The sequence below is a fragment of the Streptomyces sp. NPDC002276 genome (genome assembly GCF_053891435.1).
Genome location: NZ_JBSFCQ010000029.1, coordinates 1 through 23,162, shown reverse-complemented (window position 1 = coordinate 23,162; position 23,162 = coordinate 1). Strand labels below are relative to the sequence as shown.

The 23,162-nt window shown below is 71.4% G+C and carries 20 protein-coding genes, 1 rRNA gene and 1 pseudogene; 7 read left to right on the top strand and 15 right to left on the bottom strand.

All coding sequences use genetic code 11. From position 1 onward, the window contains the following. Positions 1-61: 61 nt before the first annotated feature. Both ACWIHT_RS43090 and ACWIHT_RS43085 read right to left on the bottom strand, forming a co-directional pair. Positions 62-688: an NUDIX domain-containing protein gene (locus tag ACWIHT_RS43090; protein ID WP_456174088.1), complete on the bottom strand. Its 627-nt coding sequence runs from the start codon at positions 686-688 to the stop codon at positions 62-64. Positions 689-785: 97 nt separating this feature from the next. Beyond that, positions 786-2,435: a CTP synthase gene (locus ACWIHT_RS43085; protein ID WP_456174087.1), complete on the bottom strand. Its 1,650-nt coding sequence runs from the start codon at positions 2,433-2,435 to the stop codon at positions 786-788. 435 nt (positions 2,436-2,870) lie between these two features. Between ACWIHT_RS43085 and ACWIHT_RS43080 the strand changes: the two genes are divergently transcribed. From ACWIHT_RS43080 to ACWIHT_RS43065, 4 genes are all read left to right on the top strand, one after another. After that, positions 2,871-4,697: a glycoside hydrolase family 15 protein gene (locus ACWIHT_RS43080; RefSeq protein WP_456174086.1), complete on the top strand. Its 1,827-nt coding sequence runs from the start codon at positions 2,871-2,873 to the stop codon at positions 4,695-4,697. A gap of 56 nt (positions 4,698-4,753) precedes the next feature. Next, positions 4,754-4,969, top strand: coding sequence for a DUF6243 family protein (locus ACWIHT_RS43075; protein ID WP_456174085.1), 216 nt, complete (start codon positions 4,754-4,756; stop codon positions 4,967-4,969). A gap of 113 nt (positions 4,970-5,082) precedes the next feature. Next, on the top strand, positions 5,083-6,465 hold the full coding sequence (locus tag ACWIHT_RS43070) for an FAD-binding protein (RefSeq protein WP_456174084.1): 1,383 nt from the start codon (positions 5,083-5,085) through the stop codon (positions 6,463-6,465). Between the two features lie 43 nt (positions 6,466-6,508). Then, complete coding sequence (locus ACWIHT_RS43065; protein ID WP_456174083.1) at positions 6,509-8,155, top strand: PucR family transcriptional regulator; 1,647 nt, start codon at positions 6,509-6,511, stop codon at positions 8,153-8,155. Positions 8,156-8,167: 12 nt separating this feature from the next. Here the strand turns inward: ACWIHT_RS43065 and ACWIHT_RS43060 are convergent, their stop codons facing one another. Continuing rightward, on the bottom strand, positions 8,168-8,653 hold the full coding sequence (locus tag ACWIHT_RS43060; RefSeq protein WP_456174082.1) for a CGNR zinc finger domain-containing protein: 486 nt from the start codon (positions 8,651-8,653) through the stop codon (positions 8,168-8,170). 64 nt (positions 8,654-8,717) lie between these two features. Between ACWIHT_RS43060 and ACWIHT_RS43055 the strand changes: the two genes are divergently transcribed. Further along, the gene (locus tag ACWIHT_RS43055; protein ID WP_456174081.1) at positions 8,718-9,398 is read left to right on the top strand and encodes a hypothetical protein; all 681 of its coding nucleotides are present in this window, start codon (positions 8,718-8,720) and stop codon (positions 9,396-9,398) included. Between the two features lie 23 nt (positions 9,399-9,421). Here the strand turns inward: ACWIHT_RS43055 and ACWIHT_RS43050 are convergent, their stop codons facing one another. The 5 genes from ACWIHT_RS43050 to ACWIHT_RS43030 all read right to left on the bottom strand — a co-directional run bounded on the left by ACWIHT_RS43050 (position 9,422) and on the right by ACWIHT_RS43030 (position 14,613). Then, positions 9,422-10,558, bottom strand: a complete 1,137-nt coding sequence (locus tag ACWIHT_RS43050) for a glycosyltransferase family 4 protein (protein WP_456174080.1) — start codon at positions 10,556-10,558, stop codon at positions 9,422-9,424. A gap of 228 nt (positions 10,559-10,786) precedes the next feature. Then, positions 10,787-12,505, bottom strand: coding sequence for a DNA repair protein RecN (recN, locus tag ACWIHT_RS43045; RefSeq protein WP_456174144.1), 1,719 nt, complete (start codon positions 12,503-12,505; stop codon positions 10,787-10,789). Between the two features lie 89 nt (positions 12,506-12,594). Then, entirely contained in the window at positions 12,595-13,500 is a 906-nt protein-coding gene (locus ACWIHT_RS43040; protein WP_318015454.1) for an NAD kinase, read from the bottom strand. Continuing rightward, complete coding sequence (locus tag ACWIHT_RS43035; protein WP_456174079.1) at positions 13,497-14,312, bottom strand: TlyA family RNA methyltransferase; 816 nt, start codon at positions 14,310-14,312, stop codon at positions 13,497-13,499. Before ACWIHT_RS43035 ends, ACWIHT_RS43040 begins: the two co-directional genes overlap by 4 nt. A 7-nt stretch (positions 14,313-14,319) precedes the next feature. Next, positions 14,320-14,613, bottom strand: a complete 294-nt coding sequence (locus ACWIHT_RS43030; RefSeq protein ID WP_456174078.1) for a hypothetical protein — start codon at positions 14,611-14,613, stop codon at positions 14,320-14,322. A gap of 42 nt (positions 14,614-14,655) precedes the next feature. On the opposite strand from ACWIHT_RS43030, the gene ACWIHT_RS43025 reads away from it, so the two are divergent. Continuing rightward, the gene (locus ACWIHT_RS43025) at positions 14,656-15,003 is read left to right on the top strand and encodes an SCP2 sterol-binding domain-containing protein (protein ID WP_262058278.1); all 348 of its coding nucleotides are present in this window, start codon (positions 14,656-14,658) and stop codon (positions 15,001-15,003) included. On the opposite strand, the gene ACWIHT_RS43020 is transcribed toward ACWIHT_RS43025, so the two are convergent. The 4 genes from ACWIHT_RS43020 to ACWIHT_RS43005 are packed head-to-tail and all read right to left on the bottom strand — an operon-like array spanning position 14,987 to position 19,058. Then, entirely contained in the window at positions 14,987-15,886 is a 900-nt protein-coding gene (locus ACWIHT_RS43020; protein WP_456174077.1) for an ABC transporter ATP-binding protein, read from the bottom strand. The genes ACWIHT_RS43025 and ACWIHT_RS43020 overlap by 17 nt on opposite strands. After that, on the bottom strand, positions 15,883-16,923 hold the full coding sequence (locus ACWIHT_RS43015; protein WP_456174143.1) for a FecCD family ABC transporter permease: 1,041 nt from the start codon (positions 16,921-16,923) through the stop codon (positions 15,883-15,885). The genes ACWIHT_RS43020 and ACWIHT_RS43015 overlap by 4 nt, the downstream gene beginning before the upstream one ends. Before the next feature lie 11 nt (positions 16,924-16,934). Further along, positions 16,935-17,978, bottom strand: a complete 1,044-nt coding sequence (locus ACWIHT_RS43010; protein ID WP_456174076.1) for a FecCD family ABC transporter permease — start codon at positions 17,976-17,978, stop codon at positions 16,935-16,937. Positions 17,979-18,029: 51 nt separating this feature from the next. Further along, a complete protein-coding gene (locus tag ACWIHT_RS43005) occupies positions 18,030-19,058 on the bottom strand; it encodes an HAD hydrolase-like protein (RefSeq protein WP_456174075.1) in 1,029 nt (342 codons plus the stop codon). Positions 19,059-19,130: 72 nt separating this feature from the next. Between ACWIHT_RS43005 and ACWIHT_RS43000 the strand changes: the two genes are divergently transcribed. Further along, positions 19,131-20,423, top strand: a complete 1,293-nt coding sequence (locus ACWIHT_RS43000; RefSeq protein WP_456174074.1) for a DUF1015 domain-containing protein — start codon at positions 19,131-19,133, stop codon at positions 20,421-20,423. An 80-nt stretch (positions 20,424-20,503) separates the two neighbouring features. Here the strand turns inward: ACWIHT_RS43000 and ACWIHT_RS42995 are convergent, their stop codons facing one another. The 3 genes and pseudogenes from ACWIHT_RS42995 to rrf all read right to left on the bottom strand — a co-directional run. Then, positions 20,504-21,454 carry a hypothetical protein gene (locus tag ACWIHT_RS42995; RefSeq protein WP_456174142.1) on the bottom strand — a complete coding sequence of 317 codons (951 nt, stop codon included), beginning with the start codon at positions 21,452-21,454 and terminating at the stop codon, positions 20,504-20,506. Between the two features lie 507 nt (positions 21,455-21,961). After that, a pseudogene (locus ACWIHT_RS42990) lies at positions 21,962-22,576 on the bottom strand (tetratricopeptide repeat protein); the annotation flags it as partial. A 493-nt stretch (positions 22,577-23,069) separates the two neighbouring features. Further along, positions 23,070-23,162, bottom strand: a 5S ribosomal RNA gene (gene rrf / locus ACWIHT_RS42985); the annotation flags it as partial.

Genomic DNA, 23,162 nt, shown 5'->3' with positions numbered 1-23,162 from the left:
CATCCCCCGATCGGATCAGCCGATCGTCACACCGGCGATCGATGACAAGGAGAGGCCGGGTTCAGGACTCGAAGGGACGCGCGGGCCACGGCGCCTCGGCAGGGCGCAGCGCGTCGATGCCATCGCCGTGCCGGGCGGCGACCAGCGAGAGGACGCCTACGACGAGGCAGTTGTTGTGGAGTTCGCCGGCGAGGACCCCGCGGACCAGGTCGTCGAGGGGCACGCGCGCGTGCTCCATGTCGGCCTCCTCGTCCTCGACCTCGAAGCGCGCTCCGTCGGCCTCGGAGAGATCGCGGGCGAGGAAGATGCGGATGGCCTCGTCGCAGCCGCCGGGCGTGGTGTAGACGTCGGTCAGCACCCGCCAGTCCTCGGCCTTGACGTGCGCCTCCTCGTACAGCTCGCGCTGGGCCGCGTGCAGCGGGTTCTCGCCGGGGATGTCGAGGAGCCCGGCCGGGATCTCCCACAGCTTCTGCCGCACGGGGTGGCGGTACTGCCTGATGAGCAGCACCCGGTCCTGCTCGTCGAGGGCGAGGACGCCCACGGAGCCGGGGTGGACCTGGTAGTCGCGGTGCACGACCGCGCCGCCGGGCATCACCACGTCGTCGGTGCGCACGGAGGTCTTGTTGCCCACGAAGGGGGTCGCGGTCGCCCGGACCTCCCACTCCTCCGGGGTGTCCTTGATGGTCATGCGCTGTCCCTCCACACGTACACGAACCTGACGTACAGAACGGCCGGGGTGCGCACCTCTTGAAGGCGCGCACCCCGGTCACCGTACAACCCTCGTACTACTTGCCCGTCTTGCGTGCCACGGCCGCCTTGACCAGGCCCGCGAAGAGCGGGTGCGGCCGGGTCGGGCGGGAGCGCAGCTCGGGGTGGGCCTGGGTGGCGACGAGGTAGGGGTGCGCCTCGCGCGGGTACTCGACGTACTCGACGAGCTTGCCGTCCGGGGAGGTGCCGGAGAACTGGAGTCCGGCCTTCTTCTCCAGCTCGGCGCGGTAGGCGTTGTTGACCTCGTAGCGGTGGCGGTGGCGCTCCTCGACGTACTCCTTGCCGTCGTAGACCTCGCGCACGATGGAGCCCTCGGCGAGCTTGGCCGGGTACATGCCCAGGCGCATGGTGCCGCCCATGTCGCCCTCGCCGGCGACGATGTCGAGCTGCTCGGCCATGGTGGAGATGACGGGGTGGCCGGTGGCCGCGTCGAACTCGGTGGAGTTGGCGTCCTCGATGCCGGCCAGGTTGCGCGCGGCCTCGATCACGATGCACTGGAGGCCGAGGCACAGGCCGAGCAGCGGGATCTTGTGCTCGCGGGCGTACTGGATGGCGCCGACCTTGCCGGACACACCGCGGTCGCCGAAGCCGCCGGGGATGCAGATCGCGTCGACGTCACCGAGCTGCTTGGCGGCGCCTGCCGGGGTCTTGCAGTCGTCCGAGGTGACCCACTTGATCTTCACGCGGGCCTTGTTGGCGAAGCCGCCGGCGCGCAGGGCCTCGGTGACCGAGAGGTAGGCGTCGGGCAGGTCGATGTACTTGCCGACCAGCGCGAGGTTGATCTCGTGCAGCGGGTTGTGGACGCGGTCGAGGAGGTCGTCCCAGGTCCGCCAGTCCACATCGCGGAACGGCAGGTCCAGCTTGCGGACGACATAGGCGTCCAGGCCCTCGCTGTGCACGGTCTTGGGGATGTCGTAGATCGAGCGGGCGTCGGGGCAGGCGACCACGGCGGCCTCGTCGACGTCGCACATCAGCGAGATCTTGCGCTTGATCGCGGTCGGCACCTCGCGGTCGGAGCGCAGCACGATGGCGTCCGGCTGGATACCGATGTTCCGCAAGGCCGCGACCGAGTGCTGGGTGGGCTTCGTCTTCAGCTCGCCCGAGGGGCCGATGTACGGCAGGAGGGAGATGTGGACCACGAACACGTTGTCCCGGCCGACCTCGTGGCGGACCTGGCGGACCGTCTCCAGGAAGGGCAGCGACTCGATGTCGCCGACCGTGCCGCCGACCTCGGTGATGACGACGTCGACCTCGTCGGTCGCCATGCGCCGGATGCGGTGCTTGATCTCGTTGGTGATGTGCGGGATGACCTGCACGGTGTCGCCGAGGTACTCGCCGCGCCGCTCCTTGGCGATGACCGTCGAGTAGACCTGGCCGGTGGTGACGTTGGCGCTGCCGTCCAGGTCGCGGTCGAGGAAACGCTCGTAGTGGCCGATGTCCAGGTCGGTCTCGGCACCGTCGTTGGTGACGAAGACCTCACCGTGCTGGAAGGGGTTCATCGTGCCGGGGTCGACGTTCAGATACGGGTCGAGCTTCTGCATCACGACGCGCAGGCCCCGGGCCTTGAGCAGCATGCCCAGGCTGGAGGCGGTCAGGCCCTTGCCGAGCGAGGAGGCGACACCCCCGGTGACGAAGATGTGCTTGGTCGTCGTGGATTTGGGTGGCATGGCCAAGAGGGGGCTCCCGTGGTCGCGGTTCGAGTTGCGGTCGGGGGTTTTGTGCCCACCGGTCCACGGGCTACCAGGGTATCAGCGCCCGGACGAGATGGCTTCCGGCCACGCTCCGCACTCGCCTCGACACACTGGTCACTCGCGTCGACCCAGACGCGCCCTGGTTACCTGCTTCTCACGTGCTGCTCACCCGTTCAGCCCAGGTCCGTTGGCGAGAGCGGCACACAGATCATCTACGTGCGTCGTATCCTGCTCGGACACTCGCCGCCGAGCCGGTCCGGAACACGGCACCACCCCCGCCCGTACATCCCGGAACAACGAGAGCTCGTCGGCCCGTTGGGCAACGACCCCCATTTGCTTCATGGCTCAACGACGCACTACAAACGATCCCTTGACCGCACACAGCGACCGCCCCCTTTTCGGTGGGGCGACGTGGCCGTTCGACTGGAGTTGCACGTGGCCGGGCGCATCGAAGATTACGCACTCATCGGAGACATGCAGACCGCTGCCCTGGTCTGCCGGGACGGATCGGTGGACTGGCTGTGCCTGCCCCGGTTCGATTCCCATGCCATCTTCGCCAGTCTGCTCGGCACCGAGGAACACGGCTTCTGGCGGCTGGGCCCGGCCCACGCCGCCGACGCGCCGCCGCCCACCGCGGCCCGGCGCGGCTACCGCGGCGACTCGCTGATCCTGGAGTCCGAGTGGGACACCCCGCGAGGCACGGTCCGCGTGACCGATTTCATGCCCCCTCGCGACGGCGCCCCCCAGCTGATCCGCATCGTCGAGGGCATCTCGGGCCGCGTCCCGATGCGCTCGGCCCTCCGGATGCGTTTCTCCTACGGCCGGGTCGTCCCCTGGGTGCACAAGCACGAGGGCCGCACGGTCGCCGTCGCGGGCCCCGACTCCGTGTGGTTCGACACATCCGCCGAGACCTACGGCAAGCAGCTCACGACCTACGCCGACTTCACCGTCGCCCCGGGTGACCGCATCGCGTTCACGATCTCGTGGGAGCCCTCGCACAAGCAGCCGCCCGCGCTCCCCGAGCCGGAGCAGTCGTTGGAGGCGACCGAGGACTTCTGGCGCGACTGGGTCGACCAGTGCACGTACCACGGCCCCTACCGCGAGGCCGTCGTCCGCTCGTTGATCACGCTCAAGGCCCTCACCTACGCCCCGACCGGCGGCATCGTCGCCGCGCCGACCACCTCCCTCCCGGAGGAGATCGGCGGCGTCCGCAACTGGGACTACCGCTACACCTGGCTCCGCGACGCGGCCATCACCCTCTCCTCCCTCCTGCGCACCGGCTACCGCGAGGAGGCCCGCGCCTGGCGCGAGTGGCTCCTGCGCGCGGTGGCAGGCGACCCGGAGAACCTCCAGATCATGTACGGCATCGCCGGCGAGCGCGAGCTGGGCGAGGCGGAGCTGGACTGGCTGCCGGGCTACGAGAACTCGGGCCCGGTCCGGGTCGGCAACGGCGCGGCGCACCAGCTCCAGCTGGACGTCTACGGCGAGGTCACCGAGGCCCTGCACCTGGCCCACATGACGGGCCTGGCCCGCAACGACTACGCCTCCCTCCTCCAACTCAAGCTGATCCGCTACCTGGAGAAGCACTGGGACGAGCCCGACGAGGGCATCTGGGAGGTGCGCGGCCCGCGCCGCCACTTCGTGCACTCGAAGGTGATGGCCTGGGTCGCGGTCGACCGCACGATCAAGCTGATCGAGTCGGGCGACGCGGACGGCCCGCTGGAACAGTGGCGCGAACTGCGCGACGACATCCACCGGGACGTGTGCGAGCGCGGCTACGACAAGGAGCGCAACACCTTCACGCAGTCGTACGGCTCGAAGGAGCTGGACGCCTCGCTGCTGCTCATCCCGCAGATGGGCTTCCTGCCTCCCGACGACAAGCGCGTGATCGGCACGATCGAGGCGATCCAGCGCGAACTGTCCACCCCGGACGGCTTCATCCTGCGCTACCCGACCTCGGGCGAGGACGAGGGCGTCGACGGCCTCCCGGGTGACGAGGGCGCGTTCCTCGCCTGCTCGTTCTGGATGGCGGACGACCTCGCGATGATCGGCCGCGTGGACGAGGCCCGTAAGCTGTTCGAGAAGCTGCTCTCGCTCCGCAACGACCTGGGTCTGCTGGCCGAGGAGTGGGACCCGCGCCTGCAACGCCAGGTCGGCAACTTCCCGCAGGCCTTCAGCCACGTCCCGCTGATCGACACGGCCCTGCGCCTGACGGCTTCGGGGGCCTACGGCGGCTGACACCGGCGCCGGGGTGATGAATCCGCGGACCACTTGACATCACTACCGGGAGAACCATGACCGTCAGCAAGAACATCAACAACCCCGTGGGCCAGGGCGGCGGCAAGCGCAAGAAGCTGTCCCGTGCCGAACGGCAGAACCACGGTCCGCACCGCAACCTCGACCGCCAGGGCGCGGCCGACCTGAAGGCGGAGCTGGTGCGCAAGATGCGCGAGAAGGCGGCCGAGGCCGAGGCCGCCGGGCAGGCCGGCGACGACACCGCGAAGAGCTGACGCCCGGCCGACCCTTACGGCTTGGTGACGTGCGGCGGCCCGGCGCGACCGCCGCACGTCACCCGCCTAGGCTGGAAGCGGACAAATGCCCCTTTTCTGAAAGGGGGGCGGCCATGGCTTCCCTCTCGACGGCGGGCGCGGCCCTTGTCGCGTTGCGCGAGGATCTGGTCGGCGACGTGTTCGCCCCGGGGGATCAGGGTTACGACGACGCCCGTGTCGTCTTCAACGCGATGATCGACCGGCGGCCCGCGGTGATCGCCCAGTGCGTGGACGAGGCCGACATCGTACGGGCCGTGCGCTTCGGACGTGAACTGGATCTGCCGATCGCGGTGCGCGGCGGCGGGCACAGCGTCGCCGGCATGGCGTTGGGCGACGGGGCGCTCGTCGTGGACCTGCGCCACATGCGCGAGGTGACCGTGCACCCGGCGGCCCGGGCGGTACGGATCGCCGGCGGGGCCACCATGAGCGAACTGGACGGCGCGACCCAGGAACACGGTCTCGCCACCACCGGCGGCCGGGTCTCCACGACCGGGGTCGGCGGCTTCGTCCTGGGCGGCGGCTCGGGCTGGCTGGACCGCGCCTTCGGCCTCTCCGTCGACAACCTGCTCGGCGTCGACCTGGTGACCGCCGACGCGCGGGTGGTGCACGCGAGCGCCGAGGAGAACCCGGAACTGTTCTGGGCCCTGCACGGCGGCGGCGGAAACTTCGGCGTCGCCACCGCCCTCACCCTGAGACTGCACGAACTGCCCGAGTTCTCCGTCGCGTTGATGATGTACGACCCCGAGCACGGCCCGGACGTGGTCCGCACCTACCGCGAGATCATCGAGACCGGTCCGCAGGAGGCGAGCGGCGGAGTCATCTATCTCACCGGCCCGCCCGAGGAGTTCGTGCCCGAGCATCTGGTCGGCACCCGACTCTGTGGCGCGCTCCTCACCTACGCCGGGGCCGAGGAGGACCTGCGCAAGCTGGCCCAGCCGCTGCTGGCGCTGCCGCACGAGGTCGAGATCGTCACCGCGCTGCCGTACACCCAGTTCCAGACGATGCTCGACGATCCGCCGAACCTGCGGAACTACTGGTCGGCCGAGTATCTGACCGGCGCGCCCGACGAGTTCGCGGATGTCTTCTGCGCGCTCGGGGAGAGCATGCCGGTCCCCACCGGCACCCAGCACGTGTTGTTCCCGCTGGGTGGCGCCATCGCCTCCGGCCCCGCCGGGTTCCCGGTGCCGTACCGGGACGCGCCCTGGGCCGTGCACCCCTTCGGCATCTGGGAGGACCCGGCCGACGACGAACGCTGTATCGCCTGGGTCAAGGACGTCCGCGCCCGGGTCCGGCCCTGGAGCACCGGAGCGGTCTACCTCAACTTCGTCGGCGACGAGGGCGCGGACCGCGTGACGGCGGGCCTGGGCGCCGAGAACACCCGGCGGCTCGCGGCGGTGAAGCGGGAGTACGACCCCGACAACGTTTTCCGCTTCAACCACAACATCGTGCCCGCGTAGCCCGAGATGTGCGGAGGGCATCCGCGCAGGTAGCGTCCGCTGCATGGACAGCCGTACGGACAGCACATTCGACAGCCAGGGCGCCGGGATCACGGTTCAGCGGGCGCTGGAGCTGCCCGGGCTGCGCAGCGGGCTGCCGGAGATCCTGGCGGGCGCCGACCGGCTCCAGCGGACCGTGCGCTGGGTGCACGCGGGCGAGGTCCCGAACATCGCCTCCCTCCTCAAGGGCGGCGAACTCCTCCTGACCACGGGCTACGGCCTCGGTACGCGCCCGGCGGAACAGCGCGCCTTCGTCCGTACGCTGGCCGAGCGGGGCATCGCGGCCCTGGTCGTCGAACTCGGCCCGCGCTTCACCCGCCTCCCCGCCACCCTGGTCGAGACGGCCAGGGCGACCGGCCTCCCCCTCGTCCAGCTGCACCGCGAGGTGCCGTTCGTCGCGGTCACCGAGGAGATCCACACCGAGATCGTCAACGGCCACTACGCGCTGCTCCAGCAGGCCGAGGAGGTCCACCGCCGCTGCACGCAGGCCCTGCTGGGCGGCGGCGGAATCCCCCAAGTCCTGGGCATCCTGGCCGACTTCAGCGGCAACCCGGTCTTCCTGGAGACCCCGGACGGCCAACTCCTCTACGCGGCGGGGTCCGGGCCCGAGGGCGCCGACCCGCTCCAGGTGTGGGAGGGGCTGCGCGGCCCGCACAAGGACGCCTCGCCGTCCGCCGGTTCGGTGCTCGTGGACGTGCCTGGAGGCGGTCCGGGTACGGGTTCGGTGCGGGCGCGGATCGTGCTGCTTCCGGTACGGGCGCCGCTGGCCCCCGTGCACCGCATCGCCGCCGAACGGGCCGCCGGCATCCTGGCCGTGGTCCTGATGCAGGCCCGCCAGGAGGAGGAACTGGCGGCCCGCGGACGCGGCGACTTCCTCACCGACCTCGCCGAGGGCCGTATCGCCGCCGAGGACGCCCCGGCCCAGGCCCGCGTGCTCGGCTTCAAGCCCGGCACCAGCCCGCTGCTGCCCGTGGTGATGCGGCTGGGCGACGCGCTGACCGCACCAGGCGGCGGCTGGGCGGTCCTGGCCCGCGCGGTCGCCGAGGAACTGGCCTCGGTGGGGGTCCCGGTCCTGCTGGGCGTACGACCGGTGGAGGGTCGGGTGCCTCTGTTGCTGGGCCTGCGCTCGGAGTCGGAGCGGTCGGCGGTCGCGGACCGGGTCGCGGCGGCACTGCGGGCGGGGGTGGAGCGGGCCGGGATGCAACGGCCGGGCGCGCAGCCGCCGATCGTGGTGGTCGGCGTGGCCGGCGGCTGGGCGGCGGCGTCGGCGGGCCTGCGGCACGCGGCCGAGACGGCGACGGCGGCCCAGGGCCTGTCCGACCGCCCCTGGTACGACGCCCGGCGCCTGGACATCGAGCTGCTGCTGTGGCGACTGCGCGACCACCCGGACCTGGCGGCCTTCGTGGACCGCGCGATCGGCCCGCTCCGCGACCACGACAGCCGCTCGAAACCACCCCTACTGCCCACGCTGGAAACGTACTTGGCGCACGCGGGCCGCAAGGCGGAGACGGCCCGCGAACTGCACCTCAACCGGCAGACCCTCTACAACAGGCTCGCCCGCATCGGGGAGTTGCTGGGCACGGACCTCGAAGACCCGCAGACGGTACTGGCGTTGAGCCTCGCGCTGCGGGCCCGCAGGCTCGTGCCCTGAGTCAGCGGGCCGCTAGGCGTTCTTCGCCGCCCGGGCCCGATGGGCCGCGACCGTCGTCCGGCTCGCGCACGCGTTGGAGCAGAACCGGCGGGTGCGGTTCCGTGACTGGTCCACGAAGTAGTTGCCGCATCCGGCGGCGGCGCAGCGCCCCAGCGTCACCGCCGGATCCCCGGCCGCGACCAGGGCGAGCTGGGCGGCGATCAGCTGACCGGTCCAGCGCTCGGCCGGAGTGCCGTTGCGGCTGAAGTGGATGTGCCAGCCGCCGTCGTGGTCGGACAGGTGCATCTCGGGCGGATAGTCCCGCAGCAGACGGTGCACGGCCGTGGGAGCGGCGCCGTCGACCGACTGCGCCAGAGCCGTGCGCACGAGGTCCGGCAGCTCGCCGTAGTCGCCGCCCGGCGGCGAAGTGACCTCGTGTTCCGTGAAGAACGCGGCGACCAGTTCGCCGTGTTCGTCGAGGGTCCCGGTATTGGCCAGCTCGACGGCCAGCCGCGTCACATTCCCAATGTAGTCACCGTAAAGCACTTGACCGCCTACATCGCCGCTTCCTAATGTAGGCGTCATGTTACCCGATGACACCTACACGGCCCGTCGCCTGTTTCTGCTCGGGGAATGGGACGCCGCGCTCGCCGTCCTGGGCCCGGACGCCGAATCCGAACTGCGCGCGGAGATCGCCGTCGACCGCTGGTTTTTCCGGATCGAGGGTCACGAGGAGGCCGAGAAGGCGGTCGAGGCACTCGATCCCGCGTCGCCGACCCGGCAGCTGCTCACGGGCCGACTGGCCTACAGCCGCCTGCTGTTCCGGCGCGACCCCCGCGCGGACGACCGCGCCACGGCCGAGGCCGGCTACCGCGCGGCGGCCGAGAGCGGCGACGAGAAGCAGCGCGCCTGGGCCGAGTACCACTGGGCCGTCCTGCTGGACAACATCGACGAGGACCCGGCCGGGGCCGTCCCGCTCTACGAGTCGGCTCTCACGACCGCGACGAAGACCGGTGACGGCCTCTTCGAGTCCTACGTCATCCGCCATCTCGCACCGCACAAGGAGCCCGCCGAGCGGATCGCCATGCTGCGCCGCTCACTCCACCTGCGCGCCGCGCTCGGCGCCCGGCCCCAGACGGTCGCCTCGCAGGCCCTCCTCGCCGACAACCTCCCCGAACACGACCCGGAGCGCGCCGAGTTGACGCGCACCTTCCGTCCGGCCGCGGAAGAACTCCGCATCGGCTGGCTGCTGTCGGAGCACTGATCCGCCGGGCCCGCGGGCCCGTCTCAGGTCAGCGGCAGGGGCTGGGTCAACTCGTCGTAGACGCTGAGCACTTGGGCGACGGTCTCGTCCTCGGTGGGCCAGGTGGACGCCTGTCGGACGCCCTTCTCCCGGAGCAGTTCCCGGCGTTCGGGGTCGCGCAGCAGCCGGGTGACCGCGTCGGAGAGGGCCTTGGCGTCGCCGTAGGGCACGAGTTCGGCGGCGTCGCCGACGAGTTCGGGGATGCCGCCGACGGCGGTCGCGACCAGCGGCACGCGCGCGTGGAGGGCCTCCTGCGCGATCACCGAGCGGGACTCCCAACTGCTGGGCAGGAGCGCGAGGTCGGCGGCGGCGAGCAGTTCGCCCACGTCGTCGCGGCGCCCGACGAGCCGGACCGGCAGTTCCTCGTCCTCGATGCGGCGCTGCAACTCGGCCCGCAGCGGCCCCTCCCCCGCGATCACGAGCAGCGGGGTCGGATCGAGGCGGCACCAGCCGCGCGAGGCGTCCAGGAGGGTGTCGTAGCCGCGCTGCCGGTCGAGCGAGCCGACGGCGACGAGCAACGGGCGGTCGGCGGTGCCGAGTTCGGCGCGGAGCTTGGGGCGCAGCGGGTCGGGATCCTCGTACTCGACGGCCTTGCGCGGCCCCGGCAGCGCGACGGCGGCGAGCCGCGCGTCACGGGCGCCGGTCCGGCGCGCCCGGTCGACGAGGTCGGACGTGGCGCCCAGCACGACGACTGCGGCCTTCACGACCCGCCGCTCCAGCAGCCGCAGCAGATGGGCGCGCGCCCCTTCGGCGTGGGCGCGGTCGTGCCAGGTGACCACGAGGGGCGTACGACGGCCGCTGAGCGCGAGGACGGCGCGGAAGGAGGCGTGCAGTCCGTGCGCGTGCACCAGGTCGGCGTCCGCGCAGGCGGCCCGCAGCGCGGCCACGGAGGACGGGTCGCTGCTGCGCGGGACGTGCACGTGTCCGGCGCCCGCGCCCGTGAAGTCGTAGGTGTGATCGGCCTCGACGGGGGCGCACACCGTGACCCGCACGCCCCGCGCGACGAGCCCGGAGGCCAGGGAGCGCACATGCGCGCTGCTGGCGGCGTTGCCCCCGCCGAGCACCTGCACGGTGTGCAGCGGCGACTGGCCGTGCGGTGAGTGGCTGCTCACGGGGGTCACGTGGCCGGGGCTCCTGGTTCGGCGACGGGCGGTCACGAAGAAAGTACAGAACGATCGTGCGGTGGGGATGTACCGCACGCTTCCTACGCGTTCCAACTCAAGGATGCCAGTACGTACGAGTGTTCCGACAACGCGGAAAAGCCCGGAGGCCGAACGAAAGGGCAACACGGGCGGGGCATGTCACCCGTACGAGTGAGTCCCGTACACCTCCTGAACGACGCGCCCGCCCTAACCGTCCGCCCTCGCCGTCGCCAACAACTCCTCCGCGTGGGCCCGGGCCGTCTCCGAGTCCTCCTGGCCGGCCAGCATCCGGGACAACTCCCGTACCCGGTCCTCGCCTTCGAGGACCTTCACGCCGGAACGGGTCACGGACCCGTCGTTGGTCTTCTCGACCAGCAGCTGCCGGTCGGCGAAGGCGGCGACCTGGGGCAGGTGCGTGACGACCACGACCTGCGCGGTCTTCGCGAGCTTCGCGAGCCGCCGGCCGATCTCGACCGCCGCCTTGCCACCGACACCGGCGTCGACCTCGTCGAAGAGATACGTCGGCACGGGATCCGTCCCCGCGAACACGACCTCCACGGCCAGCATCACGCGCGACAGCTCACCACCGGACGCGCCCTTGGCGATGGGCCGCGGCGGAGCACCGGGATGCGGGGCGAGCAGCAGCTCGACCTCGTCGACGCCCGACGGGCCGTAGGCGACCGCCCGCCCGCCGACCTCGACGCCCTCCGGGTCCTCGGTCTGCCGGATCTCGAACGACACGCGCGCGTGCGGCATCGCGAGGGACGCCAGCTCGGCGGTGACGGCCGCGGCGAACCGCTCGGCCGCCTCCGTCCGGGCGTCGGTCAACGCCTGCGCCAGGCCGCCCAGTTCGACCCGCAGCGCGTCCCGCTCGGCGGTCAGCTCGTCGATCCGCTCGTCGTCGCCGTCGAGTTCGGTGAGCCGCACGGCCCCCTGCTCGGCATAGGCGAGGACGGCCGCGATGTCCTGGCCGTACTTCCGCGTGAGCGCGTTGAGGGCGGCCCGCCGCTCCTCCACGGCGGCCAGCCGCAGCGGATCGGCGTCCAGGTCGTCGGCGTAGCCCGCCAGCTCCCCCGCCACATCGCCCAGCAGGATGCCGATCTCACCGATCCGGTCGGTCAGCGAGGCCAGCGCCGAGTCGTGCGACCGTACGGCCTCCAGGGCCCGCTGCGCACCCGCGACGAGGGTCGCCGCGTCGATGCCCTCAGGGTCCTCGGGGTTGCCCGCGAGCGCGGCGTGCGCGACCGTCGCGGCGGACGCCAGCGCCTCCGCGTGCCCGAGCCGCTCGGCCTCGGCGGCCAGCTCCACGTCCTCACCGGCCCGCGGTTCCACGCCCGCGATCTCGTCGAGGCCGTAGCGCAGCATGTCGGCTTCCTGGGCCCGCTCCCGCGCGCGCGTGGTGATCTCGTCCAGCTCGACGGCGACGGCGCGCAGCCGCCGGTACGCCTCCGCGTACTTGGCCAGCGGCCCGGTGACGGCGTCCCCGGCGTACCGGTCGAGCGCCTGCCGCTGCCGGGACTGCTTCAACAGCCCCTGCTGATCGGTCTGTCCGTGCACGGCGACCAGTTCGTCGGCCAGCTCGGCGAGCACGCCCACCGGCACGGAACGCCCGCCCAGGTGCGCCCGGGACCGCCCCTCGGCGGAAACGGTACGGCTGATGAGCAGCGTCCCGTCCTCCAGCTCGGCCCCGGCCTCCTCGGCGCGCAGCACGGCTGAGCCGCCCGGAGGGACGGAGATCCGCCCCTCCACGACCGCGTTCTTCGCCCCGATCCGCACCAGCGCCGGGTCCGCCCGTCCACCGAGCAACAACCCGAGACTGGTGACGACCATGGTCTTGCCCGCACCTGTCTCACCCGTGACAGCGGTGAACCCCGGCGACAGCTCGACGACAGCGTCGTCGATGACTCCGAGCGACCGTATCCGCATCTCTTCCAGCACGGTGAAGACCTTACGAGGTAGGGCGGGAGAAGCGCGAGGCACCCTGTCACCCGGGGGAGTGTCCCCACGCAATCGTGCTAGTGAGGAGCCCCCCGCCACCCCGAAACAGGCAACGCGAACTTCGCGACGAGCCGATCCGTGAACGACGCGTGATGCAGCCGAGCCAGCCGCACCGGCACAGCGCCCCTACGAACCTCGACCCGAGCCCCAGCAGGCAGTTCGACAGTCCGCCGCCCGTCGCACCACAACACCCCCGGAGGGATGTGCGGCAACACCTCGACGGCCAGCACAGAATCCGGCGAGGTCACCAACGGCTTGGCGAACAGCGCGTGCGCACTGATCGGCACCATCAACAACGCCTCCACCTCGGGCCACACCACAGGCCCACCAGCGGAGAACGCATAGGCCGTGGACCCGGTGGGCGTCGCACAAACGATCCCATCGCACCCGAACCCCGTCACCGGGCGCCCATCGATCTCCAGCACCACCTCAAGCAGCTTCTCGGCGCCCGCCTTCTGCACCGCCGCCTCGTTCAACGCCCAGTCCGTGTGCACGATGTTGCCGTTCTTGTGCACGACGACATCGACGGTCATCCGCTCCTCGACCTCGTAGGCCCGGGTGACCACCCGGTCCACGACCTTGTCGAGATCGTCCCGCTCGGCCTCCGCGAGGAACCCCACGCTGCCGAGGTTGACGCCGAGCATCGGCACCCCGGACGCGCGTGCGAACTCCGCGCCGCGCAGCAGCGTGCCGTCGCCGCCGAGGACGATGAGCAGTTCGCAGCCCTCAAGGCACTGCGGGGTGGCCTCGGTGACCGTCTCCACCTCGTCGGGCAACGGCAGGTCGCGTGCCTCGTACTCCAGGACGCGCACTCCGATACCGGACGCCAGCAGCCCCTTCACGACCAGCTCGGCACTCCGGATGGCCGCAGGCCGACCCGTGTGCGCGAGCAGGAAAACAGTACGAGCTCGGTTCTGTGTCAACGCGGCCCCTCCGCCACTGCACGGTCAACATCGGCCGGGTCCAGTTCGGGTGCGCCGGCCCGCAGCCACAGAAAGTACTCGACATTCCCGGACGGCCCGGGCAGCGGGCTGGCGGTCACGCCCTCCACCCCGAGCCCCAACTCGGCCGCCCGCCGGGCGACTCCGCGCACGGCCTCGGCCCGTAGCTCCGGGCTGCGTACGACACCGCCACTGCCCAGCCTTTCCTTCCCCACCTCGAACTGCGGCTTGACCATCATCACCAGGTCCGCGTCCGGCTTCGTGCACCGCGCCAGGGCGGGCAGCACCAGTCCGAGCGGGATGAAGGACAGATCCCCCACGACAAGATCCACAGGCTCCCCATCGATCGCTTCAAGCGTCAACTCGCGTACGTTCGTACGGTCCTTGACGGTGACGCGTTCATCGCTCTGCAGAGACCACGCGAGTTGTCCGTACCCGACGTCGACCGCCACGACCTGCGCGGCACCGGCCCGCAGCAGCACATCGGTGAAGCCTCCGGTGGACGCGCCGGCGTCCAGCGCCCGCCGCCCCTCGACCACGAGCCCCCGCGGCCCGAAGACCTCCAGGGCGCCCGCGAGCTTGTGGCCGCCCCGCGACACGTAGTCGGGGTCGTCGTCGTCCGCCACGACGACGATGGCCGCCGCCGTCTCCACCTGGGTGGCGGGCTTGGTCGCGACGGCCTTGCCGACGGTGACCCGCCCTGCGGCGATCAACTGGCTCGCGTGCTCCCGCGAGCGCGCGAGCTTCCGCCGCACCAGCTCGGCGTCGAGACGGCGGCGTGCCACTCCTGCCACGTTCGGTTCAGCTCCTATTGCCATACGTCGAAGGGGGCGCCGGAGGTCCCGGGCGGGCGTCGAGCGCGGTGAGCGCGTCGCGCAGCCCCCGGTGTACATCCTCGTACACCTCGACATGTCCGTCCGTGGCGAGGTGGTCGGTGTCCGCAAGCCGCCCCAGTTGGGCGTCGACGTCGGGGTTACCGCTCGGGGTACGGTCCACGTTCAGCGGGGCGGGGGCGGCGGGGTCGTAGGCGGGTTCCGCCTCGGGTACTGCCTCGGGCGCGGTCCCGGCGTCCGCCTCGGGAACTGAGTCGCTCATGCCCAGACGCTACCCCGAAGGCCTGCGGTACCGTCGATCACGATGGCAACGATCGAGGAGTGCCGCGCCGCACTCGAAAAGCTCTCGGACAACATGCAGAAGGCCGACGGGAATGTCCGCGCCGCCGCGGCCATGGACCGTTCGGTCAGCTGCCGGATCACCGATCTCGACGTCACGTTCGTCGGCCGGCTGACCGGCGGCCGGATCGTGGTGGACGAGACCGTGGAGGGCCTTCCCCCGGAGAAGGCCCAGATCAGGCTGACCATGGCCGGCGACGACCTGGTCGCCATGGTCAACGGCGGCCTGAACTTCGCTAAGGCCTGGGGCTCGGGCCGGGTGAAGCTGGAGGCCAACGTGTTCGACCTGTTCCGGCTCAGGAAGCTTCTGTAACTACTGCGCTGACCGCACGCGCGCGTGCCTTGCGCGCCGCCGGTACCACCAGTGGCGTCCCCGTCTCCGGGTCGTCGATGACCTGGCAGCGCAGCCCGAAGACCTCCTCGACCAGTTCCGCCGTGACGATGTCGCTCGGCGCCCCCTCCGCGATCACCGCGCCCTCCCGCAGCGCGATGAGGTGGGTGGCGTACCGGGCCGCGTGGTTGAGGTCGTGCAGCACCGCGACCAGCGTGCGGCCCTGCTCCTCGTGCAGCTCGGCGCAGAGGTCGAGGACGTCGATCTGGTGCTGGATGTCCAGGTAGGTGGTCGGCTCGTCGAGCAGCAGCAGGGGTGTCTGCTGGGCCAAAGCCATCGCGATCCACACGCGCTGCCGCTGCCCGCCGGAGAGTTCGTCGACATAGCGGTCGGCCAGCTCGGCGACTCCGGTCTGCGCCATCGACTCCTGTACGACCCGCTCGTCCTCCTGGGACCACTGGCGCAGGATGCCCTGGTGCGGGTACCGGCCGCGGCCCACGAGGTCGCCGACCGTGATCCCGTCGGGCGCGATGGACGACTGCGGGAGCAGGCCCAGGGTGCGCGCGACCTTCTTCGCGGGCATCGACTGGATGACCTGCCCGTCGAGCAGCACTCGGCCCTCGTTCGGCTTCAGCATCCGCGAAAGGGCCCGCAGCAGCGTGGACTTGCCGCACGCGTTCGGGCCGACGATCACCGTGAAGGAGTTGTCGGGTATCTCCACCGACAGCTCGCGTGCGATGACGCGCTGGTCGTAGGCGAGGGTGACGTTCTCGGCGGACAGGCGGTTCACGGTGCTCCTTCGGTTGGCCTCGTTCGCCGAGGTGTTCGTACCCGCGTTCTTCACCGCGTTCTTCTCCGTGGTCATATCCGGCCCGCCTTGCGCTCGGTCACCAGCAGCCACAGCAGGTAGACCCCGCCGAGCACTCCGGTCACCACGCCGACGGGCAACTGGTCGGCGCCGAAGGCCCGTTGGGAGGCCCAGTCGGCGGTGACCAGCAGGGTGGCGCCCATGCACAGCGAGGGCACCAGGTTCGGGCCCGGTGAGCGGGTCAGCCGCCGGGCGAGCTGCGGCGCCGTGAGGGCGACGAAGCCGACGGGTCCCGCGGCGGCCGTCGCGGCGGCGGTGAGCAGCACGGCGGCCACCATCAGCAGCAGCCGCACGCGCTCGACCCGCACCCCGAGGGCGTACGACACGTCGTCGCCCATCTCCATCATCCGCAGCCCGCGCGCGTTGGCGAGGACCAGCGGCAGCAGCACGGCGCAGAGCGCGAGCAGCGGCCAGACCTGGGTCCAGTCACGGCCGTTGAGGGAGCCGGTCATCCACACCACCGCGCGGGCCGCGTCGACGAGGTCGGCCTTGGTGAGCAGATAGCCGTTGACCGCGGTGACGACGGCGGAGACACCGATGCCGACCAGGACGAGCCGGTATCCGTGCACCCCCTGCTTCCAGGCGAGCAGATAGATCAGGAGCCCGGTCACCAGACCGCCGACGAGCGCCCCTAGGGTGACGGCGGTCGCGCTGCCGGAGAACAGCACGATCATGACGAGCGCCCCGGCCGTCGCCCCCTGCGAGAGGCCGAGGACGTCCGGACTCCCCAGCGGATTGCGGGAGATGGACTGGAACAGCGCACCGCCGAGCCCGAGCGAGGCCCCGACCAGCAGCCCGACGAGGACGCGTGGCAGCCGCAGCTCGTTGACGATGAACTCCTGGCCCGCGTCACCACCCCCGAACAGCGTTCTGAGGACGTCACCGGCGGAGATGGGGAAGTCGCCGGTCCCGATCAGCACGACACTCGCGGCGAGCGCGCAGACGAGGAGCAGGACGACGACCGTGACGGCCCGGAGATCGAGGCGGAGCGAGAGACCGCCGGTCCGTACGGCCTGGACCCGGGAGGCCCGCATACGTGAAGTCTTCACAGCTGAGCCGTCCTTCGGCGCCGCACGAGAAGGATGAAGACCGGACCGCCCAGGACCGCGGTCACGATGCCGACCTGGAGCTCCGCGGGCCGCGCGATCAACCGGCCCAGGACGTCCGCGCCGAGCAGCAGCACGGGCGAGAGGACCGTGGCGTACGGCAGGATCCAGCGCAGGTCGGGGCCGGTGAAGGAGCGCACCACGTGCGGGACCATCAGGCCGACGAACACGATCGGCCCGCACGCGGCGGTCGCGGCCCCGCACAGCACGGTCGCGGAGAGCATGGCGAGCGCCCGGGTGCGGTTGAGGTTGGCGCCGAGGGCGCGGGCGGTGTCGTCGCCCATCGCCACCGCGTTCAGCGGCCGGGCGAGCAGCAGCGAGACGACCGTGCCGACCGCGAGGAACGGCGCGACCTGGGTGATCGTCGAGCCGGTGGCCGAAGCCAGTGAACCGACCGTCCAGAAGCGCATCTTGGAGAGCGCCGCGTCGTCCATGATCATGACGGCCTGGAGATAGCCGTAGAGCGCGGCGCTGATCGCGGTGCCCGCGAGGGCGAGGCGCACGGGGGTGGCGCCCCGGCTGCCGCCGAGGAACCAGACCAGCGCGCCGACCACGGCCGCGCCCGCGAAGGCGAACCAGACGTAGCCGCTCAGCGAGGTGACGCCGAAATACGTGATGGCGGTGACGACCGCGGCCGAGGCGCCGGCGTTGATGCCGAGCAGCCCCGGGTCCGCGAGCGGGTTGCGGGTGAGTGCCTGGAGGACCGCGCCGGAGAGGCCGAGCGCGGCTCCGGCGAGCAGCCCGAGGACCGTACGGGAGATGCGGTCGTCGACCACGATGTCGGCGTACGTCCCCGAGTCATGGAACAGGCCGTGCCACACATCCCCCAACGGCAGCGATTTCGCGCCGATCGCGATGCTCGCCAGGGCGACGAGCAGCAGGAGCGCCACGGAGACGAAGAGCCCAAGGACTCGTACGGCCCTGCGGGTTGGGGGCGCGGGGGCGGTCTCCGCGCGCTGTTCTGGGGGGCTGTCGACCAACACGAGGTTAGGTTAGCCTACCCTCACATACGGCCCTGTGGGCGAACCCCCTCTTCACAGCCCCAGTCGCGCCAGCGCCTTCTCCGCGTCCAGCGCGCAGGAGCCGTCCCCCGCCGCTGTCCAGGCCGCCGCGCAGAGCGCTCGGAGCCCGTCCAGGGGCTCGCCCGCACCGTCGAGTTCCAGCCGCTCCCGGCCCGCCCTCGCCGTCCAACCCCCGCAACGGAAGCCGTCTCCCGCCTCGCCGACCTCGGGCTGCCCGGTGAGCATGCCCCGCAGATCGGCGTCGACGTACGTCGGCCGGTGCCGCGGTGGCGCGGCCAGCAACTGCGCGCCGTCGGTCACACCGGTCAGCACGAGCAGCGAATCCACCTCCCCGTTGAACGCCCCCTCGATGTCCGTGTCCAGCCGGTCTCCCACGACCAACGGCCGCTCGGCGCCGGTCCGCAGGATCGTCTCCTTGTGCATCGGCGGCAACGGCTTCCCCGCCACCCGCGGCTCGGCCCCGGTCGCGATCCGTACGACCTCCACCGCCGCGCCGTTGCCCGGCGCGATGCCGCGCGCGCTCGGGATCGTCAGATCGGTGTTGGACGCGAACCACGGCACCCCGCGCGCGATGGCGTAGCAGGCCTCGGCGAACCGCCCCCACACCAGGTCGGGGCCGCCGTAGCCCTGCGCGACCGCCACCGGATCGTCGTCGGCCGAGTCGACGGGTTCGAGTCCGCGCTCGCGCAGCGCGACCCGCAGCCCCTCCCCGCCGATCACCAACACGCGGGAGCCGGCCGGCACCTGCTCGCTGATCAGCCGGGCGACGGCCTGCGCGGAGGTGATGACGTCATCGGCCCCCGTCGGTATCCCCAGCTCGGTGAGATGCTCGGCAACGGCATCGGGCGTCCGCAGCGCGTTGTTGGTGACATAGGCGAGCCGCATCCCGCCCGCGCGGGCCGTGGCGAGCGAGTCGACGGCATGGGCGATCGCGTTACCCCCCGCGTACACCACCCCGTCGAGGTCGAGCAGCGCCGTGTCGTACGCCTCGCTCAGGGCCCGGCCACTGCCCTCGGGACTCGTCCTGACGCTCTGGCTCATTCCACATCGCTCCTCGTTCGATCGCTTTCACCCGATCATCCCGCACGCCACTGACACACGTACGATGCCGGGATGAACACCGCAGGTCACTCGGAAGCAACGGAGCGCCGAGGCCTGGAACTCACCCCGTTCCGAGGCCTCCGCTACGACCCCGACCTGGTCGGCAGCCTGGCCGCCGTGACGTCCCCACCGTACGACGTAGTCGTACGCCCCGACGGTCTGCACCATCTCCAGGACTCCGACCCGCACAACATCGTCCGGCTGATCCTCCCGCAGGCCACCACCCCCAGCGCCCGCAACGAACAGGCCGCCGACACCCTGCACCGCTGGCTCTCCGAAGGAGTCCTCACCACCGACCCCGAGCCCGGCCTGTACGTCTACGAACAGCACGACGGCAACGGCCTGTTGCAACGCGGCATCATCGGCGCCCTGCGTCTGACGGACCCGTCGGAGGGCGTGGTCCTGCCGCACGAGGACGTCATGCCGCACGTGATCGCCGACCGCGCGGCCCTCATGCGGGCCACCTCCGCCAACCTCGAACCCCTGCTCCTCACCTACCGCGGCAACGGCTCACCGTCCGACACGACCACGGTCGTCGAGCGCGTCGCCGAGCACCCCGCACTCCTCTCGACGACCACGGAGGACGGATACAGCCACCGCCTCTGGTCGGTCACCGACCCCACCGAGCTGGCCCGCATCCAGACCGACCTGGCCGGCCACCAGGCCCTCATCGCCGACGGCCACCACCGCTGGGCCACCTACCGACGTCTACGCGCGGAGCACCCCTCCCCCAGCCCCTGGGACTACGGCCTCGTCCTCCTCGTCGACACGGCCCGCTACCCGCTCCGCGTCCGCGCGATCCACCGCCTCCTGCACGGCGTCCCGGTCGCCGACGCCCTGGCCGCCCTGGACGGCCACTTCCGCGTCCAGCACCTGGAAGTGCCCCTCCCGGAAGCCCTGGAGGCCCTGGCCGACGCGGCCTGCGCGGGCAACGCGTTCCTCCTCGCCGGCGACGGCGCGTTCCACCTGGTCGACCACCCGGACCCGGACCTCCTGGCCCGTACGATCCCGGCCGACCGCCCCGCCGCCTGGCGCACCCTGGACGCCACAGTCCTGCACTCCACTCTCCTGGACCGCGTCTGGCTCATCCCTGAGGATGACCCGGCCCGCATCGCATACATCCACGACACCGCCGCCACCGTCCGCAAGGCCGAACGCGACGGCGGCACGGCCGTGTTGATGCACCCCGTCCGCGAGGAGGTCGTACGCGACCTGGCCCTCCAGGGCGTCACCATGCCCCGTAAGTCCACGTCCTTCGGCCCGAAGCCGGCATCGGGGCTGGTGCTGCGCGCGCTGGAGCCCTGAGACACCGGGAACGCGAGAAGGGCGGGACCCCGGTGTCGGGGTCCCGCCCTTCTCGTCACTGCTGCTGACGTGCGCTGCCGTCAGTCCTTGTCGTCGTCGCTGTCGTCGGCCTTGTCGTCGGCCTTGTCGTCGGCCTTGTCGTCGGCCTTGGTCTCGACGGCGACGGTGGGCTCGGCCACGAGTTCGTCCTCGTCGTCGTCTTCATCGTCTTCTTCGTCTTCGATGTCGTCGTCTTCGTCGTCTTCGTCGTCGAGGTCCACCTCGTCGGCTACGGAGGCCTCGTCGTCGATCTCGGAGTCGGCATCCGTGTCGGCATCGACGACGTCGCTGTCGTCCTCGTCCTCGACGAACGCGTCGACGAACGCGACACCGTCCATCTCGGCGAGCCGGTCCGACGCGTCCGTGCTGCCGTCCTTGTCGGACTCCACGGCCTTGGCGAACCACTCCCGCGCCTCGTCCTCACGCCCGGCGGCGAGCAGGGCGTCGGCGTAGGCGTACCGCAGTCGCGCGGTCCACGGCTGCACGGTGTTCGAGGCCAGCTCGGGGCTCTGGAGTGTGACGATCGCCGCGTCGAGCTGGTCCATGTCACGCCGGGCACCGGCCGCGACGAGCCGCATCTCGACCTGACCGGCCTTGTCGAGCTTGTGCACCTCGGGGGCCCCGGCCATCTCCAGCGCCTTCTCCGGCCGCCCGAGCCCACGCTCGCAGTCGGCCATCACAGGCCACAGGTCCACGCTGCCGGTCATCCGCCGCGAGGCCCGGAACTCGGCCAGCGCCTCGCTGTACTTCTGGTTCGCGTACGCGGCGAACCCGGCCGCCTCACGTACGGCGGCGACGCGCGACGCCAGCCGCAGCGCGATCTTGGAGTAGGCGTAGGCGCCCTCGGGGTCCTCGTCGATGAGCCGGGCGACCATCACCAGGTTCTTCGACACGTCCTCCGCGAGCCCTTTCGGCAGGCTCAGCAGCTCCTGACGTACGTCCTTGTCGATCTCGTCGCCCGTGACGTCCTCGGGGATCGGCAGCCGCTTGATCGGCTCGCGGTCGCGGTCACGCTCCCGCTCGTCACGGAACCGACCGCCGCCGCGCCTGTCATCACCTCGGCGGTCATCCCGCCGGTCGTCGCGGCGGGGGTAGCTGCCACGGTCACCACGGTCGTCGTCACGGCGGAACGCGGGACGCTCACCTCGGCTGTCGTCACGGCGGAAACCACCGGGACGGCTTCCGCGATCGCCACCGCGGTCATCACGACGGGGACCGGCCGGACGGTCGTCGCGACGCGGCCCGGCGGAACGGTCGTCGCGGCGGGGGTAGCTGCCGCGCTCGCCACGGTCGTCGTCACGGCGGAAGGCCGGACGCTCACCCCGGTTGTCGCTGCGGTTATCGCTGCGGTCGTCGCGGCGGAACGGCGGACGCTCACCGCCCCGGTTGTCGTCCCGACGGAAAGCCGGACGCTCACCACCACGGTCGTCACGACGCGGGCCCGACGGACGGTCGTCGCGGCGGGGGTAGCTGCCACGGTCGTCATCGCGCCGGAACGCGGGACGGTCACCGTCACGGCGGTCGTCCCTACGGTCATCGCGGCGGAAGGGCGGACGCTCGCCGCCCCGGTTGTCACTTCGGTTGTCGCTGCGGTCGTCACGGCGGAACGCGGGACGCTCACCTCGGCTGTCGTCACGGCGGAAACCACCGGGACGGCTTCCGCGATCGCCACCGCGGTCATCACGACGGGGACCGGAGGGCCTGTCATCGCGACGCGGGCCAGCGGAACGGTCGTCGCGGCCACGGAACCCACCGCGATCACCGCCACCGCTGCCGCCACGGTCGTCGCGACGGGGGTAGCTGCCACGGTCACCACGGTCGTCATCCCGCCGGAAGGCCGGACGCTCACCCCGGTTGTCGCTGCGGTTATCGCTGCGGTCGTCGCGACGGAACGGCGGACGCTCACCGCGACTGTCGTCACGCCGGAAACCGCCACCGCCACCACCGCGGTTGTCGTCACGACGGAAGGGCGGACGCTCGCCTCGGCTGTCATCGCGCCGGAAGCCACCGCGATCACCACGGTTGTCGTCGCGACGCTCGCCGCCACGGTTGTCGCTTCGGTTGTCGCTGCGGTCGTCACGGCGGAACGGCGGACGCTCACCACGGCTGTCGTCGCGGCGGAAACCACCGGGACGCCCACCGCGCTCACCACCACGGTCATCGCGACGAGGACCAGCGGGCCGGTCGTCACGACGCGGAGCCGCAGAACGGTCGTCACGACGCGGGCCGGCGGAACGATCGTCGCGCCCGCGGTACCCACCGCGATCGCCACCGCCACCGCTGCCACCACGGTCGTCGCGACGGGGCGCACCGCCCCGGTTGTCGTTGCCACGGTCGTTGCTACGGCTCGGGCCTCCGCGGTACCCGCCACGGTCGCCGCGGTCACCACTGTCCCGTCGCCGCTCGTCGCGCTCCGGTCGGTCCTCGGGAGAGTTGGTGGACATCGGTGACTCCTGTCTTCGGTACCGCAAGTCATTCTCGCGCAGCCAGGTACTCGGCGCGCTCCGGGCTGTGCTTGTGCTCAGCTGTGCTTGTGCTCAAAACGAGAAAAAGAAAAGGACCCCTGGTCCCAGCGTGAACGCTGGGACCAGGGGTCCTCCAAAGATTGTTCGGCGGCGTCCTACTCTCCCACAGGGTCCCCCCTGCAGTACCATCGGCGCTGTAAGGCTTAGCTTCCGGGTTCGGAATGTAACCGGGCGT